Below are 19,902 nucleotides of genomic sequence, written 5' to 3'. Positions count from 1 at the left end.
GTTCTATCGGTAAAATCCGATAAACACAATTGCCTCAAATTTCTTTGAGACACAACACAACGCCGTAAAGGTAGTAAAGCTTTTCTAATAAAAAAACGGTCTGTACGTTTCTTGTAAAAACTATGTTCCCTTCTGTATTTTATTGGTCCTCTTCTCCTTTAAAAAGCTTATAAATATACTGCTTCTCTTTCAGTGTAAATTGCTTGTTCTCAAACCAGTCATGAACCTTAATTTTTTCATTTTCTATTTGTGCATTTCTAATTGCTTTCAAAGAAACAATATGCCAATGCGTGCCTTTATTACGAGAAACCGAATAGCCAACATCTTCCATAATATAAGATTGTTTAGGTCTATTGATTAATCGAACTCCATTTTTTAGAATCGCCAAAGTTTCGGTAAGTCGCACTACTTCAGAAAAGGAATATCTAGCGAAATCGTTGAATCCGTTCTGTTCAACATTATATAATTTATCACCAATTTTAAGGGTATCCATAGCTCAAAAAAAGCTGCAAATTTAAAAGGCCAAATCTGTTAATGAAATTAAAACAAGGTATAGTTATCCACAAAATAAATGAATAGAATATATGAATACAACAAGGTTATGCCATACCCTTCATGGTCAGCAAAGTAGTTGCCCAAACAATGACCGATGATAAAAATATACCGATGGTATTAGCCAAAAAGGCTTTCTTTCTTTCAATCTTAAACAAGTAACTGGCAATACTACCTGCATAGACACCGGTGCCAGGCACAGGGAGCATTACGAAAAATATGAGTCCGTAAAAACCATATTTTTTGATTTTATCACCTGATCCCGTTTTTGCCCTTCTGGCAACAAACAGGGCATTCTTTTTATAAAAATGCCATCTAAGCAAATACGTATTTACCGTATTCAGAAAAAACATCATGATAGGAAATACCAGAACATTCGCTAAAAAACAAACTAAAAAAACCACATAAATATTAACCCCATGAAAAAGACCGTAGGGTATACCAACTTTAGCCTCTCCTAACGGCGAGATACTCCAAAGTGCTGCTATAAATATATCTTTCAACAAAATTTTCTTTTTAAGCGAACGCAAAATTACGGTGATCCAGAAAATTTGTTTGCCATTTATATCATAAATGTTGTCAACTAACAAAATATACAGATGAACTACCCCACATAAAAAAACACCTTGTCATTTTACAATTGATAAATTCAAATTATCCAAACATGACCACGTAGCAAGGTTAATTATTTGGTATTTTTAGTAGCTAACAACAAACAACAACTTAAACAACATGGATCAAAAGAACTCTAGAAGATCATTTATTAAACGGGCATCATTGACCACTGCAGCCTTGGGTACGGCTCCTTATATATTATCCGCTTCCAATAACAAAACACAAGTTTTATTTAGAGCATATGCATTAGAACAATACAATAGTAATGACCAAATAAACATTGCTCTTATAGGGTCGGGTATTCAAGGTATTTACGACACACAGGCCGCCTTAAAGGTTGATGGTGTAAACATAGTTGCTGCATGCGACCTGTATACCGGCAGACTTGACCGCGCCAAAGAACTTTGGGGTCAAGATATTTTTGTAACCAGAGATTATCGCGAAATTTTAAGTAGAAAGGACATAGATGCCGTTTTAATCGCCACACCTGATCATTGGCACCAAACCATTACGGTTGCCGCATTAAAAGCGGGTAAACATGTATACTGCGAAAAACCGATGATTCAAAATTTCAACGAGGGACAAGAAATTATAAGAGCTCAAAAAAAATCGGGTAAAATATGCCAGATAGGAAGTCAAGGAATGGCCTCTTTAGGGAATGAAAAAGCAAAAGAACTTTATGAAGATGGTGCTATCGGAGATATTGTGATGTTAGACATGTATAATGATAGGTATTCATCTGAAGGTGCATGGCAATACCCTATACCAACAGATGCCAATAATGATACGGTAGATTTCGATAGATTTTTAGGAAGTGCACCAAAAGTACCTTTTGATAACAACCGATTTTTTAGATGGAGAAATTATCAAGATTACGGCACCGGGGTTGCTGGAGATTTGTTCGTTCATGCATTCTCTACCCTAAATTATGTGATTAGTTCAGAGGGTCCAAATAGGGCTATGGCAACAGGCGGACTCCGCTATTGGAAAGACGGCAGAGATGTGCCAGATGTTTCTATAACACTTTATGACTACCCAAAAACGGAAAATCATGCCCCTTTTAACGCAGCTTTCCGTATCAATTTCATTGCTGGTAGTGGCGGTGGTGGCGGATTCAAATTAATAGGTACCGAAGGAGAAATGGAAATAGGGCAGAATTCGGTTACCGTAAACCGTTCAAAACTTGGCATGGAACCAAGTGGATATTCCATGATATCATTTACCGAAGATATGCAGGCACAAATAAGAAAAGAATATGCCGCTAAAAAAATAGATACCCGAATAAGTAATTTGGCTACCGGTACTACAACCTGGCAAGCACCGCGAGATTACAAAGGGGCGCATTACGATCATTTTTTCAATTTTTTTAGAAGTATTAGAACCAATGGTGAAGTTATACAAGACCCAAAGTTTGGACTAAGAGCAGCAGGTGCGGCACTACTTGCCAATGAAAGCTATTCAAAAAAACAACCGGTTCACTGGAATCCTACCGAAATGAAATTGTTATAGTTAATTCTCTTCAGTTGCCACGAATTGAATATGGCGCTCCAAATTCTCTTCAATTGAAATAAATGATTCTATACCACGTATACCAGAAATACTTAGTATTTCATCTTGATACACTTGTTTGTAATGAAAACTATCTCTTGCATGCATTTTTATAAAGACATCATATTTTCCGGTTACGTGGTGTATTTTCACCACTTCCTCAATGTCGTTCAATCTTTGCATCACTTTCTTAAATAAGCTGATTTCACTTAAAAATATACCTAAGAAAATGGTCATCTTCCAACCCATTTTAGCATAATCAAGACTTAAGGTAGCCCCGGTAATCAAGCCCATCTCTTTCATTTTACGCATTCGCATGTGTACAGTACCTGGAGAAACAATCAACTTTTTGGCAACATCAGTGTACGGGGTCTGGGCATTTTCGGCCAAAATATTTAAAATACTAAAGTCTACATGGTCTAGTTTGTTCCTCATCTGTCCTAATCTTTTTAAAATCCTTTTGCTATAAAAACTGAATATTCATTAAACTATTATAGGCTTTTAACCCATTTTAACAAATTTAATTCATACTATTAGAATTTTTCGTATTAATATGACAATAAACAAGCCAATAAATGCGTTTTTATTTATTTTCCTCTGATCAAATTATTAAATGCATAAAAAGCACATTTTTGGGCAATAATATCAAATTGTCACATTATCAATTTTAAAATCTAAAAAGTTTGAATAAAAGTTATTTTTTATTCAAAAATCTACCGATACCACAATTTAAACCTTCACAACCCTTTCAAAAACAATCATTTGTAAAAACACCGTGTTTTTTTATCTCTTTTACATTTGATAATATTGTCTAAGTCATTTGATCACCTAATAACATGATTATCTGACCAGTAAAGTGTCCGGAACTTTTCTTTTACGCATAATGTATTCCCCCTATTGTATTCCTATTAACCACAGGAACACTAAAAGGTAATGCATCATTGAGAAACAACTAAACTCACATGATTATGAAGAAAATTCTATTTATAACCGTCTTGTCCTTACTACATATCTACATAGTTCAAGCTCAAGAAATAAGCATAAACGGTAAAGTGTCCGATGCACAAGGCCCCTTGCCCGGTGTTAACGTTATGGTCAAAGGAACCACTAAAGGAGTCATTACCGACTTTGACGGTATGTACTCCATTAGCGCATCAAGTGATGCCATACTCGTATTCTCCTTTATAGGGTATGCAAAATTAGAAATACCTGTTAACAGCAAAACTACTATTAATGCCATTTTAGAAGAATCTGCCCAGCAACTTACTGAGACCGTAGTAGTAGGTTCTAGAAAACAGGGGCGTACAAAACTAGATACTCCCGTACCGGTAGATGTTATTGATATAGCACAAGATGCCATCAACATGCCCCAGCAAGACATTTCTCAAATGTTAGCGGCCGCAGCACCCTCGTTCACCGCATTTACAAGTGGTGGCGGTGACCTGTCATCATTTGTAAGTCAACCTAGTTTAAGAGGTTTGGCTGCAAGTCAAATGTTGGTATTGGTAAATGGCAAAAGAAGACACTCATCGGCTATTTTAGCCGCAAACCAAACAGGTACTCCGGGTCCTGGTGTTGATATGCGTTTTATACCCTCAGTTGGTGTAGAACGAATTGAAATTCTAAGAGATGGTGCATCTGCTCAATACGGGTCAGATGCCATTGCCGGTGTAATCAACATGGTAATGAAAAAAGGCACGGGCGAATTTACCGGTAGCTTAACAGCAGGTGCCTATACAAACAAACCAAATTATGACGAATCTGACCTTACCGAAGGCGAACGAGAACTCACTAGATCATTAGATGGCTGGGATGGTGAAAACTTTCAGTTCGATGGTAATTATGGTATCGGATTCGAAAACGGTGGTTATTTCAATGCATCGATTATGGTAGCACAATCGGAACGAACGGTAAGACCAACAGTATTAGGTATCGACAGAGCTCCGCTTTATGATGATCTTTACCTTTCTAACGGTAGAACAACGACAGAAGGACTACCTATAATTACCAATCCAGAATTAATTGCAGCCCAAGCTGCCGGAGACGCCGAAGCCATTGCAAGCCTACAAACGGTAAGAGGTTTAATGGAGGCAAGGGATATTGAACAAATCGATGTTGCTACATACTCTGGACTACCTGCAAAAACAAATATGAGTTTTGCTTTTAATTTGGAAACACCTTTATCTGATACTGCAAGCTTCTACGCTTTTGGTGATGTGGGTTACCAATACTCAGACGCATATAGTTGCTTCTATAGAAGGGCCGCACAATCTGACCGTGCAAGTTTTGACCTTTACCCTAACGGATTTAGACCACAAATCTACAATGACCAATATAATATCAGCCTGGCAACAGGAGTATCTGGTACTATGGGCGATTATGAGTTTGATCTTAGTAATACTTTTGGAAACAATGCCGCACAGTTCGGCATGTTCAATACATGGAACGCCAGTATTGGTCCCGGTTCGCCTACCGAAATGAATTTAGGTACGCACAGTTTTCTACAAAACACTATTAACTTAGATGCATCTCATTATTATGAAGATATCTTATCTGGTTTAAACGTTGCCTTTGGCGGCGAACTTAGATTCGAGAACTATGCAATAGAAGCAGGACAAGAAGAAAGTTACACCTCTGGAACTTACGGTGTAGTTACTGCAACCGAAGATAACCAAGCATTGGTTGGTCCAGATGGTTTTCCTTTGGAAGATTTGAGCGGAAACCCTTATGTAGATGATTCAGGTGCCCCACAAACATTGGAGTATGCAGGTGTAAGTCAGCTATTGGTAAAAAATTACGCATTGAACTGTCAATGTTTTAGAGGCTTTGCTCCAGAGAACGAAAGCGACAGCTGGCGTTCTGTTATGGCAGCTTACCTTGATATGGAACTAGATGTAACCGACGACTTTTTGGTATCAGGTGCACTTAGGGTTGAAAACTACTCAGATTTTGGAAATGTAATGACAGGTAAAATTGCCGGTCGTTATAAAATTGGAGACAATTTTGCCTTAAGAGGTTCTTACAGTAGCGGTTTTAGAGCTCCGTCATTACAAGAACTGAACTATTCTCATAGCTATACTTTCTTTTTAGGTCTTGTACCTTTTGATGGCACATTGTACCCTAACAGTAGTTCTGCGGCAAGAGCCTTGGGCATAGGGCAGTTGACCGAAGAAAGATCAAGAAATATGAGTATTGGTTTTACAACTAAAATTGGAAAATTAGACATTACCGTTGATGCTTATAAAATTGACATTCTTGATAGAATATTTGAAACGGGTGAATTTGATGCAGCAAGCGCACCAGTGCTTGAACCAATAATTGGTAGCGGATTGGCAAGTTTCAGAATCAATGGTGGAGATGTAAGCACAAAAGGTATTGAGGCCGTTGTAAATTACAACACAAGCCTTGGCGCAGGTAAACTAGGTATGGTACTTGCCGGTACATTTAGAGAGAACAAATTTGAAGGTGCCAATGTACCCGATCTGAATACCACACTAACGGATGATGAGTTGGTAGATCTTTATGTAAGCCGATCACTAATAGGTCAATTTGAAACTGGTACACCTAGTTCTAAAATCATTGGTACACTTAACTATTCCATCGGCAAATTCTCAGCAATGTTAAGGGGTACACGCTACGGTTCTGTACAAACTAGAGACAGTAGAACAAGAACTTTATTGGATGGCACCACAGATTATGCCGATCAATATTTTACACCGGAATTTACTACGGATATAGGACTTACATATAAATTTTCAGATGCTATTAGCTTAACGGTAGGTGGTAATAACATCTTCAATGAGTACCCAGAAATCATACGATATGAGCTACGTACTTTTAACCTGTACTCTCAATATCAACAAGGATCAGCAGGTGCTTATTATTTTGGTAGACTAACATTTAGCCTATAATTATTTAGTTAAACCGTTAAAGATAAAATTATGAGAAAATATATAAAGAACATACTGATATTAACATTGGTTTTTGGTGCGATGGTCTCTTGTGAACAAGAACGTCTAGAACCTGAACTAACAACTGCAGAAGGTGGAGGAACGCTAAGTACGTACACTGCATACACTATTGAATCTACAGACCCAATGGGCTCCAATGTATATGGCCGAGTGGTTTTCTATAAAACGACATTAGACCAAACATTAGTTCAAATATCATTGTATAATACTATTGATGGTCTTATGCATCCTGCCTTAATTCTAGATGGTCCATCTGGTACAGGAACCACAACATCTATAACCTTAGATAATATAGATGGTTCATCGGGTGAGTTTTCTTCGAGCAAATTCTTTGTGATTACCGATGAAACCTTTTATGATTCACTTGGTATGTTGGATGCCCATGTTAGTATTTACTTAAGTACCGATGATGATACTATCGTTGCCACAGGAGATATTGGTACAAATGCAGATCCTGTGGAAACAAACTGACAGAATATTAATAACTTAAACATAGCACACAATGAAAACAAATGTAAACAGAAGAGATTGGCTTAAAAAAGGCGTTCTTTCAGCAGCAGGTGTCATGGCAGCACCTTATTTGACCTACGGGGCTTTCCCGTCACAACCCATATCCTTAGATGCGAAAGGAAATATTCCTTACACACCGTTCTTTAAGGAATATCTTCCACAAGCACCTATGCAACCTTTGGCACTGGCAGCTAAACTTAATGCAAATGAAAACCCGTACGGTCCATCACCAATGGCGGTTACGGCAATGCAAGAGTATGCACCAAAAGGTAATCGTTATGCTTGGAAAGAACTGTATGAGTTAATGGACAAAATTGCGGTTGAAGAGGGTGTTAAACAAGAAAATATAATGATGGGTCCTGGTTCATCTGATCTATTGGAAAAAACGGCTATGGTGTTCTTTCAAAACGGAGGAAATATTGTTTCTGCAGATCCTGCATATATGTCACTTATTAAAGTAGCAGAAGCAACCGGCGCAACTTGGAAACCAATTCCATTAAAAAAAGATTGGTCTCATGATCTAGCTGCAATGGAGGCCGCAGTTGATGAAGACACCAAGTTGGTTTACATCTGTAACCCAAATAACCCAACAGGTAGTATGACAGACCATGATGAACTTGTTGATTTCTGTTCTCGTGTATCTGAAAAGACTCCAATTTTCATTGATGAAGCCTATTTAGGCTTTTTAGAAGATGCCGCGAAAAAGAGTATGGTATCACTTATCAATGAAGGTAAAAACGTAATTATTGCCCGTACATTTTCTAAAATACAGGGTATGGCCGGTTTACGTGTTGGTTATGTAGTGGCACAACCAGAAACTTTAGACATTATCCAAAAAATTACACGTGGTGGCATGGGTATATCATTACCATCAGTTTACGCAGCCATGGCAAGTATGGAAGATGTTGCCTTTAAAGACAAATCTAGAAAATTGAACAAAGAATGTAGGGAATACGTATATGAGAACCTAGACAGATTGGGGTTTGAATATGTACCCTCGTCAACAAGTTTTATCATATTTCCAATCGAAATGGACGGTAAACCTTTCTTAGAGAAAATGACCGCCGAAGGTGTTGGTGTAAGAGCTTTTGAAATCTACGGAAAAAACTGGTGCCGCGTGAGCATGGGTACCATGGAAGAGATGAAGTTGTTTACTGCAGCCCTTGAAAAAGTGCTCGTTTAAGTTTTGAATTAGTCCGGGAGTTGGCAGTAAGGATAATTGCCTTGACACAAATACCCTGAGTTCAACTCCTAAGGACTATTCATAGTACACCAAACTATCTCAAACTAAACTTCTCAAAATATGAATTTTGCACTACAGAAAACCCTCGAATTAATACTGATCATAGGTCTTGGTTTACTACTACAAAAAAAAGTTGCAAAACAAGATTTAAAAGGTGTAAAGGTTCTAATACTAAGTGTAGCATTGCCCGCAACGATTTTTGTTGCACTATTAAAAATAGAACTTAACGGCACCTTATTGGTATTTCCGTTAATTGCCCTAACTTTTAATCTTTTAATGCTGGCGGCTACCAAATATTTCTTGGCAGCATCTTTACATAAAGAAGAAAAAAGCAAAAAGCGAACCTTAATGATGTTGTTGCCATCAACAGCACCTGGTCTTTCATGTTTTCCTTTTATAGTTGCTTATTTAGGTGATGATACACTTGCATTAGCCGCTCTTGCCGATATAGGAAATAAAATATTCGTTCTTATTTTATTGTACATGCTCGCCATGCATTGGTACCGAAAAAATTCGGTTATTAAAAAACAAGAATCTTCCAAAAGTAAATTAAAAGGACTTTTCATTTCATTAATCAACGAACCCATTAATATGGTCATTGTAATAGGCTTGGTCATGTTAGGTTTTGGATGGGATCTATCTTCCCTGCCTACCTTCTTTCAAAATACCGCATTGAGCATTAAAGGTCTTATGACTCCGTTAGTACTATTATTCATAGGTATGGCAGTGAGAATAAACAAGGGGGAGTTTAAATTGATTATTTCCATGCTTTTACGCAGAATGGGTCTGGCATTTTTACTTAGTGGTGTTTTCGCCTATATTCTGCCTGCTTTAACTCCTGCAATGATTTTACTTTTAGTAGTATTTCCGCAGAGTGCCTGTAGCTTTTGGCCATTTGCCCATATGAGTGCAATACAATCTATGGAAGAAAAAGATGAACAGCCAAAACCTACATTCGACGTTAATTTCGGATTAAACATTCTAGCTTGTTCCCTACCCTTTTCAACACTTTTAATAATAGGGATATTCTCTTTTAGCGAATATTTTATCAACCCTATTACCCTTCTTGGTTTAGGTGCAATTATTTTAGGTGTTACTTTTGCTCCAGATATTATTAAGTCAACCAGCTTTAGAGCTGATCGCGAACGTAAAATTTCACGTAACATCTGGAAAAAAAAATCGAAAATGACAATAGCCACAGATGAATTTGAAAAAAATGAGAATATAAAAGAAGCTAAGGCTAGTTAAATTCTAATACGCTTCTTTCATCCATTCGTAAGGCTTTCTTTTTATCCAAAGTCCTCGAGTAAAATCAGGGAAATCTTGTGGTTCGCCATTATTCGCAATGGAAGCCTCTGAAAGTGGTGTTACGGCACTCCAAGCTGCTGCATCATATGCATCTAAAGGCGGTGCTATGTTTTGTTTGGCAGATTCCACAAATGAGTTAAGCACAAAGAAATCCATTCCGCCATGCCCAGCATTTAAGGCATATTCACCATATTTTTTCCACAAGGGGTGATCATAAGTATCTAACCAAGGTTTGGCTTCATCCCATGTATGTGGTTCAGACTTACCTTCCAGGTAAATGCGGCCTCCGTCCACTTCCCAGAGTCCGTTTGCGCCTTGTACACGAAAACCTAATGAATAAGGCCTTGGCAAATTACAGTCGTGTGTAATGATTATTGTTTCGCCATTTGCTGTATTAATGGTTGAGGTAATTACATCACCCTGCTTGAATTTCACTTTTGCATTCGGGTGATCTATTCCACCTTCCTTTACAACATAATTGTGTAGCCCTATACCTTTAGATGCATGAGAAGTCATAGACACAAACCTATTACCTCTATTAACATCTGCCATAACAGCCACAGGACCTAACCCATGAGTTGGGTAAACATCGGCATTTCTTTTTACAGAATGTTCTGTACGCCATTTAGATTCAGAAATACCCTTATCGCCAAATTCAACACCTTTACCATAAGCAGTTTTACCATCATTAAATTTAACATGTCGTAAATCATGCTGATAGCCACATCTGTAATGCACCATTTCCCCAAATACATTCTGCTTCACCATATTGAGAACTGCCAAAACATCTCTTCTGTAATTCACATTTTCTAGAATCATCATATGTGTTCCGGTACGCTCATGTGTATTCACCAGATCCCAGCATTCCTCTAAGGTATTTGATGCAGAAACCTCAACCCCAGCATACTTACCAGCTTCCATAGCATCCACTGTCATACGGGTATGCCATAACCATGGCGTTGCTATTATTACGGCATCTACCTCTGCTAAGGACAAAAGATTCTTATAATCAAAATCATTAGCCCCAAATATTTTAGGTGTCTTACCATTCGCTTCAGCAATATGTTTTTTGGCAATGGCAATCCTATTATCATCAACATCACAAATAGCAGTAACGTTTACATCTTTTCTAAGCAATAAATTACGTAAATGATTGGTTCCTCGCAGACCTACCCCGATTAGACCGACATTAAGTTTATCTGCGGCACTAAATGTTTTATGGGCAAATGCCGGTATTGTAACCATACCCATACTTGCTATAGATGTATTTCTGATAAATTTTCTTCTTGATGTCATATTTGGTGGTTGTTTGAACTTTGAATTTATAAAAATCTTGATGATTCATATTAACTAATTATCAATTTTAACCATCATACATCTTAAATGAGCCATAATTTCTATTAGCATTTCATATTTTTGATATTTAAACACAAAAATCATGACATTACTTTTAATGGCTGCCGGTAGCGGTAGTAGATATGGAAAACTGAAACAATTTGATGATTTAGGTCCAAACGGTGAGTTCTTAATGGAATTTGCCATTTATGATGCTATTCAAAATAATTTTGAACAAATTGTAGTTATCACCAAAAAAGAGAATGTTTCTTTCTTAGAAGAACATCTTTCTAAAAGAATACCTAGCAATATTAAACTAAACGTTCTTGCTCAAGAACTTACAGATTTACCTGACGGAGTTACGTTCACCGGCGAACGTAAGAAACCTTGGGGTACTGCCCATGCGGTTTGGACGGCAAGAAATGTAATCAACGGCCCCTTTGTGGTAATCAACGCCGACGATTTTTATGGTCAATCTGCATACAAAAAAGCAGCTGATTTTATGAAGTCCGATGATAGTGCATATGCATTATTGGGTTACACCTTAAAAGATACCTTGTCTGAGCACGGTTCTGTATCTAGAGGTGTTTGCGAAGTAAACGGCGACAACCTTATTTCTGTACAAGAGCGCTTAAAACTTGTTCAACAAGGCGATAAAATAATCGACGAGGATACCAATTTAGAATTTACGGGCGACGAACAAGCCAGTATGAACTTTTGGGTATGCAGACCGTCTATCTTTGATAAAATAGAATCTGAATTTAGAATTTTCTTGAAAGATGAAGACCGTATTGCAAATAGCGAGCTTTACATTCCTTTAATGATACAAGAAATGTTACAGGCCAATGAAATTGAAGTAAAATGTATTCCTTCTGGTGGAGATTGGTTTGGGGTTACTTACGCAAGCGATAAAGAAAAGGCTATGAACAGTTTAAAAGAAAAATCAGATACAGGTAAATACCCTGCACCTATTTGGAAATAAAACTTACAAACGTTTATCTAAGCCTATTAAAAACTATTTAATGGGCTTTTTTTATATCCTTGATTGACCTAAACTAAAAAGAGTCCGATCTTATTAGACCGGACTCTTTTACGAGAACACTATATGAAAATGAAAAAATTTATTTCGTTTTTTATTACATCGTAAATATATAGGTAAGGTTAAATAATAGAAACAATTTGATGTCAACCCCTTATATTTTGTTGTCAGATGGGCTATTTTTGTTGTGAACTCAATTTATAGCCATGAAAATTAGAATAAAAGGTGATTCCGTACGGTTTAGACTTACTCAAACAGAAGTAAAATCGCTATCTGAAAATGGAAAGATTTTCGACAGTACTAATTTTGGGTCTATAAAATTTAATTATGGCGTAGTGCTGAATAGTGACATAGACCAATTACACATAAGCTATGAGAAAAATGCCATCGTACTTGAAATGCCAAAAAAAACAGGTGAAGAATGGTTTTCAAATGATATTATCACCTACGACCATACATTAAAGACTTCTTCAGGAAATGATCTTTACTTATTGCTGGAAAAAGATTTTACCTGTTTAGACAATACTATTGAAGATCAGTCTGACAACTACCCTAACCCAAAGTTGAGTTAAAGTCTACTATATTCTAACATTTTCAAGGCAGTTTTAGTGCATTCTAGCACTGCCGTTATTTTTACATTTACTAAGTTTAAGGTATGGATGCAAAAACGGAACGCAAGGTCTCATTTAGAGGATCGGAAGAATTTCTTGACATTGAAGTAAAAGACCCTATTACACATGCCGCTGGTTATTTAGGTGTGCGTGAAGCTTTAAAACATACATTTAAAGAAATGGGGGTTTTACGATCTATGCGAACCTTGCTTAGCATGAACCAAAAAGACGGTTTTGATTGCCCTAGTTGCGCGTGGCCAGACCCAGAACACCCATCGCCCGTTGCCGAATATTGCGAAAATGGAGCAAAGGCACTTGGTGATGAAGCTACAACACAACAAATTGGTGCAAGTTTTTTCCAAAAAAATTCCGTAGAAGAATTATCTCAACTAACAGATTATGAGCTTAATAAATTTGGGCGTTTAGTAGAACCATTGGTATTAAAACCGGGCAGCGTTCATTATCAACCTATTTCATGGCAAGATGCCTTTGACTTAATAGCATCTGAATTAAAAAAACTGAACAACCCAGATGAAGCTATTTTTTACACCTCTGGGAGATCTAGTAACGAAGCCGCATTCTTATATGGAATGTTTGCACGTGCATTAGGCACCAATAATTTACCAGATTGCTCTAATATGTGCCATGAGAGTAGTGGTGTTGCCTTAGGAGAAACTTTAGGCATCGGTAAAGGATCCACAACTTTAGAAGATCTTTACGAAGCTGAGGTTATTTTGATTGTTGGACAAAACCCAGGTACCAATCACCCAAGAATGTTATCTGCTTTAGAAAAATGTAAGCAAAACGGCGGTAAGGTTATCAGTATAAACCCACTAGAGGAATCAGGATTGGTCAATTTTAAAAATCCGCAACACCTGGGCGGATGGATCGGTGGTGGTGAAGACATGGCAGATATTCATTTACCAGTCAACATCAATCAAGATATCCCATTGGTGAAATTGATATTGAAGAAACTAGTTGCCTTAGAAGAAGAAGGTAAATCCGTTTTCGATTATGCATTCATTAAAAAATATACAGATGGCTATGAAGCATTGATTGCCGATCTAAAAAATTATAATTCAGAAGACCTACTAAGTCACACAGGTGTATCCGAAGAAAAAATAAATGACACCGTAGATTTATTAGCAAATAAATCTAAAATAATCGTGTGTTGGGCCATGGGTCTTACCCAACATAAGAATGGTGTAGAGAATATTAGAGAGTTCATAAACCTGCTTTTATTAAAGGGAGCAATTGGCAAACCAAATGCAGGCACTTGCCCAGTTCGCGGTCACAGTAATGTACAGGGCGACCGTAGTGTTGGTATTCAGCATTTTGTGGACAAAGACATGAATGCCCGTATTAAAGAGCACTTAGGTTTTACACCGCCAGATCACGAAGGTGTAGATGTTGTAGGTACGTTGAAAGCTATGTATGAAGGCAAGGCAAAAGTATTTATGTGTCTTGGGGGTAATTTTTTAATGGCGGCATCCGATACTGAGTATACCGCAAAAGGTATTCAAAATTGTGACCTTACCGTACAGATCAGTACAAAATTGAACCGTACACATTTAATCACCGGCAAAACAGCTTTAATTCTACCGACCATTGGAAGATCTGAAAAGGATATGAAAAATGGTAAACCTCGTCACTTTACTGTAGAGAACAGCATGGGAAGGGTAAAAAGATCCAAAGGAATATTAAAGCCTGCTGCAGATACCATAATGAGCGAACCAGAAATCATTGCCAATATGGGGCATGCTTTATTTGGAGAAGAACACCCAATGAACTGGAAATCTTTAGGCGAAGATTACGAATTAATAAGAAAGCAAATTGACCAAGTAGCCAAAGGCTTTAGTAAAACAGAAGAACGGTCTGTTGGTGCCGGTTACTATTTGCCAAATAATGTTCGTGAATTGGATTTTAGCATGTTACCTAACGGCAAGGCTCAATTTACCATTAACAAACTACCGGAACATACCCTTGAAAAAGACGAGTACATGTTAATGACCATACGTTCTCACGACCAGTTCAACACTACCATTTACGGTTTAGATGATCGCTATAGAGGAGTTTATAATGCAAGAAGGGTCGTCTTTATGAATGTAGATGACATGAAAGCCATAGGTGTCAATAAGCTAGACATTGTAGACATTACCAGCACGTATGACGGACAGGTAAGAACCGCACATAATTTTAAGATTGTACCTTATAATATTCCTTCGGGGAACTTGGCTTCCTATTTTCCCGAAACAAATGTACTGGTGCCATACAATCATTTTGCAGACAAAAGCAAAACACCCATTAGCAAGTCTGTCAAAGTTCGATTGGTAAAGAAATAGTTACCAAATACAGTACTGAAGTTCAATTACCTAACAATCTGATAACTAAAAAATAAGTTAGCAGTAACCTTACTATAGCTATAATTTTTGAAACTTTACGGTCATAAGTTTCAGTATATGAAATCTATTGAATTGGCCGCTTTCCCTATTGCCATTCTTGCACTCCATGCCAAGTTTGTGGTCGTTCTGCCCCCTTTTATTTTTTTAACATTCCTAGTTAAGGAACCTTCCATTTATTTATGAAAAAAAGACCAGTTGACATTGTGGTCATTTCTGATGTTCACTTAGGAACATACGGTTGCCACGCCAAAGAGCTTTTAAAATATTTAAAATCAATAAAACCAAAAGAGGTTATTCTCAACGGTGACATTGTAGACATTTGGCAATTTAGCAAACGTTATTGGCCCAAGTCTCACATGAAGGTGATTAAGCTATTACTCGAATGGGTGGCTAAAGGAGTGCCTGTACATTATATTACGGGTAATCACGACGAGCTTTTGCGCAAATTTTCTGGTAACAGCATGGGATCTTTGGGCATTGTCAACAAAATGGTGATTCCGCTTGAGGACAAAAAAGCTTGGATTTTTCATGGTGATGTGTTCGATGTAACCATGCAACATTCTAAATGGGTAGCCAAACTTGGTGCCAAAGGGTACGACTTTTTAATATTATTGAACAGAGCCATTAATTTTATTAGCAAGAAAATGGGCAAGGGTCCTATTTCCATGTCAAAAAAGATAAAGAACGGTGTAAAATCCGCAGTAAAATTCATTAACGATTTTGAGCAAATAGCTGCTGATATTGCTATAGAAAATGGCTATGACTATGTTATTTGCGGTCACATTCACCAACCGGAAATTCGAAAAATAAAAACCGACAAAGGCGAAGTTACCTACTTAAATTCTGGAGATTGGATAGAAAATTTAACCGCTCTAGAATACCATAACGGCACATGGAAACTATACTCTTATCTTGAAGATCAATTAACCATTGACCACCAAGAAGACATAAAAGAAGAAACCTACGTTCTAGAAAAAGCAGAACTCTTTCAAAGCCTACTTGAAGAGTTTAGAATAAGTGGAATGACCCATCAAAGTAAATGAGAATACTATACGCAATTCAAGGTACCGGCAACGGCCATTTAAGCAGGGCCAGAGATGTAATACCGGCACTTTTAAAACATAACGTTTCATTAGACCTTTTAGTAAGTGGTATACAGGCAGATATTAAATTGCCCTATCCCGTAAAGTACCAGTTAAAAGGACTTAGCTTTATTTTTGGAAAAAAAGGTGGCGTAGATGTTTGGAAAACCTACTATAGGGCAAACTCTATGCGTTTACAAAAAGAGATAAAAAGTATACCGGTAGAAGATTATGATTTGATCATTAATGATTTTGAGCCTGTTACGGCGTGGGCATGTAAATTAAAGAACATTCCCTGTTACAGCTTTAGCCACCAAGCGGCAGTTCTTTCTACATTAGCCCCAAAACCTAAAAAAAAGGACCGTATGGGTAAATGGATCTTAAATAATTATGCACCTACAAGTCATCAATTCGGGCTTCATTTTAAATCGTATGAACCTAATATCTATACCCCAATAATTAGAAGTGATATTCGATCTGCAACCATTAGTAAGGAAGAACACTACACCGTATACCTACCTTCATATAGCGATGAGAAATTACTGAAATTTTTGAGTAAGATGAAAAGGGTTAAATGGGAAGTCTTTTCAAAGCACAATACATATGAATATTTTAAAAAGAACATACATATAAAGCCTATTACCAATGAAGCATTTGTACATAGCATGGCCACCAGTAAAGGTATACTATGTGGTGCTGGTTTTGAAACACCGGCAGAAAGCCTGTATATGCAAAAAAAGCTACTGGTAATACCAATGAAAGGGCAATATGAACAACAATGCAATGCCGCAGCCTTGGCAGATATGGGTGTACCCGTCATAAAATCCCTAAAAACAAAACACCTGGCCAAACTACAACATTGGCTGAATACAGAAACGATTGTACCGGTAGACTACCCAGATATTACCGACCAAATTGTAACCCAACTTTTAGAGACCTCTCTAAAAACACATTAAAAAAGCCCCTACTCCATTGAGAGAACAAGAAGAATTCTTTTTGAATGCACAAGACTTTGGCAAAAAATTCACGTGGGGCGTTTCTACCGCAGCCTTCCAAATTGAAGGGGCGTATAATGCCGATGGAAAAGGACCTTCTATATGGGATAATTTTACATCCAAACCAAAAGCAGTATTAAACGGGGACAATGCCAAGGTATCTTGCGATTTCTATAATAAGTATAAAGAAGATATTTTACTGATGAAATCCATGAATATTGACAACTACCGTTTCTCAATATCATGGGCTCGAATTCTTCCGAATGGCATTGGCTCTATAAACGATCCAGGTGTTCAATTTTATAATAATGTCATCAATTTCTGCTTAGAACAGGGCATTACCCCATGGATAACATTATACCATTGGGATCTACCACAGGTTTTAGAGGATAAAGGTGGATGGACAAATAGAAACATTATACGATGGTTTTCAGAATTTACACAAGTATGTGCCAACGCTTTTGGAGATAGGGTAAAACATTGGATGGTCTTGAACGAACCTATGGTTTTTACAGGTGCGGGATATTTTTTAGGCGTTCATGCTCCTGGCAAAAAAAGGTTGAAGAATTTTCTACCTGCTGCCCACCATGCTGTATTATGCCAAGCCGAAGGAGGCAGAATACTAAGAAAATCCGTGATCAATGCTAAAATAGGCACTACATTTTCCTGCTCTCAAATTACACCGTATAGACAGAACAAAAGAGATCGAAAAACCGCTATTAAAGTTGATGCATTATTGAACCGGTTGTTTATTGAACCGGCTTTAGGTTTAGGTTATCCCGTAAAAGACGCTCCAGTCTTAAAGAAACTACAGCCCTACATTAAAGCATCGGACATGGAGGACTGTAAGTTCGATTTTGATTTTATCGGGATTCAGAATTACACACGTGAAAAAGTAAAATATAGTATTCTGGTACCGTATATAAGGGCAAAAATTGTTAAAGCAAGTAAACGAAACGTACAAACTACGTTGATGGATTGGGAGGTTTACCCACCCAGCATTTACAATATGATTAAGAAATACAGTGGGTATCCCCAAATAAAGAAAATAATAATCACGGAGAACGGTGCTGCTTTTAAGGACACCTTTACTGGAGATACCGTAAAAGATACCGAACGAGTACACTTTTTACAACGCTATTTAGAGCAAGTTTTAAAAGCAAAACAAGATGGGTTGAATGTTCACGGATATTTCGTTTGGACCTTTACCGATAATTTTGAATGGGCAGAAGGATATTATCCTAGATTTGGCTTGGTACATATCAATTTTAAAACTTTAAAAAGAACTATAAAAGCTTCCGGCAAATGGTTCTCCCAATTTTTATCCTCGAAAAATCAGCAATAAAAAAGCCGATGTTTCCATCGGCCATAGCTTATATCTAAAAAAACATGCACACATCTTACACGCGCATACCAAAGATAGATTGCCTTTCTTTTTTAAATGTTATGCCGATTAAAGCAAACCGTTAAGTTATTGAAAAGCAGGCATTCCGGTAATATCGGCACCTGTAATCAATAGATGAATATCATGTGTACCTTCATACGTGATCACACTTTCTAAATTCATCATATGCCTCATAATACTGTACTCACCGGTAATACCCATACCGCCAAGCACCTGTCTTGCCTCACGTGCTATTTTTATGGCCATTTCCACATTGTTTCGTTTGGCCATAGAAATTTGGGCAGAGGTAGCTTTCCCTTGATTTTTTAATTGTCCCAATCTAAAAGCCAACAATTGCGCCTTGGTGATTTCAGTAATCATTTCAGCCAATTTCTTTTGTTGTAATTGAGTTGCGGCAATAGGTTTACCAAATTGAATACGTTCTTTGGCATACCTTAAAGCAGTATCATAACAATCCATAGCGGCACCTATAGCTCCCCAAGAAATTCCAAATCTTGCAGAATCCAAACAACCCAATGGTGCTCCCAATCCAGATTTGTTTGGCAATAAGTTTTCTTTCGGCACCTTTACATTATCAAAAATCAATTCACCGGTTGCTGATGCTCTCAATGACCATTTATTATGGGTTTCTGGCGTAGTAAAGCCTTCCATACCACGTTCTACGATTAATCCGTGAATACGACCTTCTTCATTTTTTGCCCATACTACGGCAATATCACAGAAGGGTGAATTGGAAATCCAAAGTTTGGCTCCGTTCAGTAGATAATATTCTCCCATATCTTTATACTTGGTTTCCATACCGCTTGGGTTAGAACCGTGGTTGGGTTCGGTCAACCCAAAAGACCCCATCCATTCGCCAGTTGCTAGTTTGGGTAAATATTTTTTACGTTGTTCTTCCGTACCATAGGTATATATAGGGTACATCACCAAAGAAGATTGTACCGATGCCGTAGACCGAACGCCGCTATCCCCTCTCTCAATTTCTTGCATGATAAGTCCGTAACTTATTTGATCTAACCCAGCCCCACCATACTCTTCGGGTATATAAGGACCAAAGGCACCAATTTCGGCAAGACCTTTAATAATCTGTTTGGGGAATTCTGCCTTTTGGGCATATTCTTCAATAATAGGAGATACATCTCTTTTCACCCATTGGCGTGCAGCATCGCGAACTAGCAAATGCTCTTCAGAAAGTAAATCATCTAAATTGTAGTAGTCTGGTGCTTCAAATAAATCTGGTCTCATAACAAAGCTTTCCTCAAAGATAAATAAAGAAATATAACAAT

Annotated in this window: 16 protein-coding genes; 11 read left to right on the top strand and 5 right to left on the bottom strand. The window is 37.5% G+C overall.

All coding sequences use genetic code 11. From position 1 onward, the window contains the following. Nucleotides 1-139 precede the first annotated feature (139 nt). Together DCS95_RS07665 and DCS95_RS07660 are read right to left on the bottom strand one after the other, a co-directional pair. A complete protein-coding gene (locus DCS95_RS07665; RefSeq protein ID WP_116770232.1) occupies nt 140-493 on the bottom strand; it encodes a pyruvate kinase in 354 nt (117 codons plus the stop codon). Between the two features lie 106 nt (nt 494-599). Then, entirely contained in the window at nt 600-1,058 is a 459-nt protein-coding gene (locus DCS95_RS07660; protein ID WP_116770911.1) for a COG2426 family protein, read from the bottom strand. A 226-nt stretch (nt 1,059-1,284) separates the two neighbouring features. Here DCS95_RS07660 and DCS95_RS07655 point away from each other — a divergent pair, with 226 nt between their 5' ends. Then, the gene (locus DCS95_RS07655; protein WP_116770231.1) at nt 1,285-2,676 is read left to right on the top strand and encodes a Gfo/Idh/MocA family protein; all 1,392 of its coding nucleotides are present in this window, start codon (nt 1,285-1,287) and stop codon (nt 2,674-2,676) included. Here the strand turns inward: DCS95_RS07655 and DCS95_RS07650 are convergent, their stop codons facing one another. After that, on the bottom strand, nt 2,677-3,150 hold the full coding sequence (locus DCS95_RS07650) for an Lrp/AsnC family transcriptional regulator (protein ID WP_116770230.1): 474 nt from the start codon (nt 3,148-3,150) through the stop codon (nt 2,677-2,679). A gap of 533 nt (nt 3,151-3,683) precedes the next feature. Here DCS95_RS07650 and DCS95_RS07645 point away from each other — a divergent pair. The 4 genes from DCS95_RS07645 (at nt 3,684) to DCS95_RS07630 (ending at nt 9,687) form a co-directional block, all read left to right on the top strand. Then, nucleotides 3,684-6,626, top strand: a complete 2,943-nt coding sequence (locus DCS95_RS07645; protein ID WP_164674150.1) for a TonB-dependent receptor — start codon at nt 3,684-3,686, stop codon at nt 6,624-6,626. A gap of 30 nt (nt 6,627-6,656) precedes the next feature. Next, on the top strand, nt 6,657-7,157 hold the full coding sequence (locus DCS95_RS07640; RefSeq protein WP_116770228.1) for a hypothetical protein: 501 nt from the start codon (nt 6,657-6,659) through the stop codon (nt 7,155-7,157). 31 nt (nt 7,158-7,188) lie between these two features. After that, nucleotides 7,189-8,379, top strand: coding sequence for a pyridoxal phosphate-dependent aminotransferase (locus DCS95_RS07635; protein ID WP_116770227.1), 1,191 nt, complete (start codon nt 7,189-7,191; stop codon nt 8,377-8,379). A 120-nt stretch (nt 8,380-8,499) separates the two neighbouring features. Beyond that, nucleotides 8,500-9,687 (top strand): AEC family transporter, encoded by a 1,188-nt coding sequence (locus DCS95_RS07630; protein WP_116770226.1) that lies wholly within the window; start codon nt 8,500-8,502, stop codon nt 9,685-9,687. A gap of 3 nt (nt 9,688-9,690) precedes the next feature. On the opposite strand, the gene DCS95_RS07625 is transcribed toward DCS95_RS07630, so the two are convergent. Next, nucleotides 9,691-11,043: a Gfo/Idh/MocA family protein gene (locus DCS95_RS07625; RefSeq protein WP_116770225.1), complete on the bottom strand. Its 1,353-nt coding sequence runs from the start codon at nt 11,041-11,043 to the stop codon at nt 9,691-9,693. A gap of 142 nt (nt 11,044-11,185) precedes the next feature. On the opposite strand from DCS95_RS07625, the gene DCS95_RS07620 reads away from it, so the two are divergent. The 6 genes from DCS95_RS07620 to DCS95_RS07595 all read left to right on the top strand — a co-directional run bounded on the left by DCS95_RS07620 (nt 11,186) and on the right by DCS95_RS07595 (nt 18,556). Further along, nucleotides 11,186-12,064, top strand: a complete 879-nt coding sequence (locus DCS95_RS07620; RefSeq protein WP_244178416.1) for a nucleotidyltransferase family protein — start codon at nt 11,186-11,188, stop codon at nt 12,062-12,064. Nucleotides 12,065-12,327: 263 nt separating this feature from the next. Then, nucleotides 12,328-12,693 (top strand): DUF7009 family protein, encoded by a 366-nt coding sequence (locus DCS95_RS07615; protein WP_116770224.1) that lies wholly within the window; start codon nt 12,328-12,330, stop codon nt 12,691-12,693. An 83-nt stretch (nt 12,694-12,776) separates the two neighbouring features. Then, entirely contained in the window at nt 12,777-15,074 is a 2,298-nt protein-coding gene (locus DCS95_RS07610; RefSeq protein ID WP_116770223.1) for an FdhF/YdeP family oxidoreductase, read from the top strand. Nucleotides 15,075-15,313: 239 nt separating this feature from the next. Then, complete coding sequence (locus DCS95_RS07605) at nt 15,314-16,177, top strand: UDP-2,3-diacylglucosamine diphosphatase (protein WP_116770222.1); 864 nt, start codon at nt 15,314-15,316, stop codon at nt 16,175-16,177. Then, entirely contained in the window at nt 16,174-17,172 is a 999-nt protein-coding gene (locus DCS95_RS07600; RefSeq protein WP_116770221.1) for a glycosyltransferase family protein, read from the top strand. Before DCS95_RS07605 ends, DCS95_RS07600 begins: the two co-directional genes overlap by 4 nt. A 16-nt stretch (nt 17,173-17,188) precedes the next feature. After that, nucleotides 17,189-18,556 carry a GH1 family beta-glucosidase gene (locus DCS95_RS07595; RefSeq protein WP_208630754.1) on the top strand — a complete coding sequence of 456 codons (1,368 nt, stop codon included), beginning with the start codon at nt 17,189-17,191 and terminating at the stop codon, nt 18,554-18,556. A gap of 126 nt (nt 18,557-18,682) precedes the next feature. Here the strand turns inward: DCS95_RS07595 and DCS95_RS07590 are convergent, their stop codons facing one another. Continuing rightward, nucleotides 18,683-19,861: an acyl-CoA dehydrogenase family protein gene (locus tag DCS95_RS07590; RefSeq protein ID WP_116770220.1), complete on the bottom strand. Its 1,179-nt coding sequence runs from the start codon at nt 19,859-19,861 to the stop codon at nt 18,683-18,685. Between the last annotated feature and the right edge of the window lie 41 nt (nt 19,862-19,902).

Origin of the sequence: Maribacter litoralis, assembly GCF_003075045.1 — a bacterium.
Lineage (GTDB): Bacteria > Bacteroidota > Bacteroidia > Flavobacteriales > Flavobacteriaceae > Maribacter > Maribacter litoralis.
The sequence above is the reverse complement of the archived record's forward strand: the minus strand, read 5'-3'. Positions and strand labels throughout refer to the sequence as shown.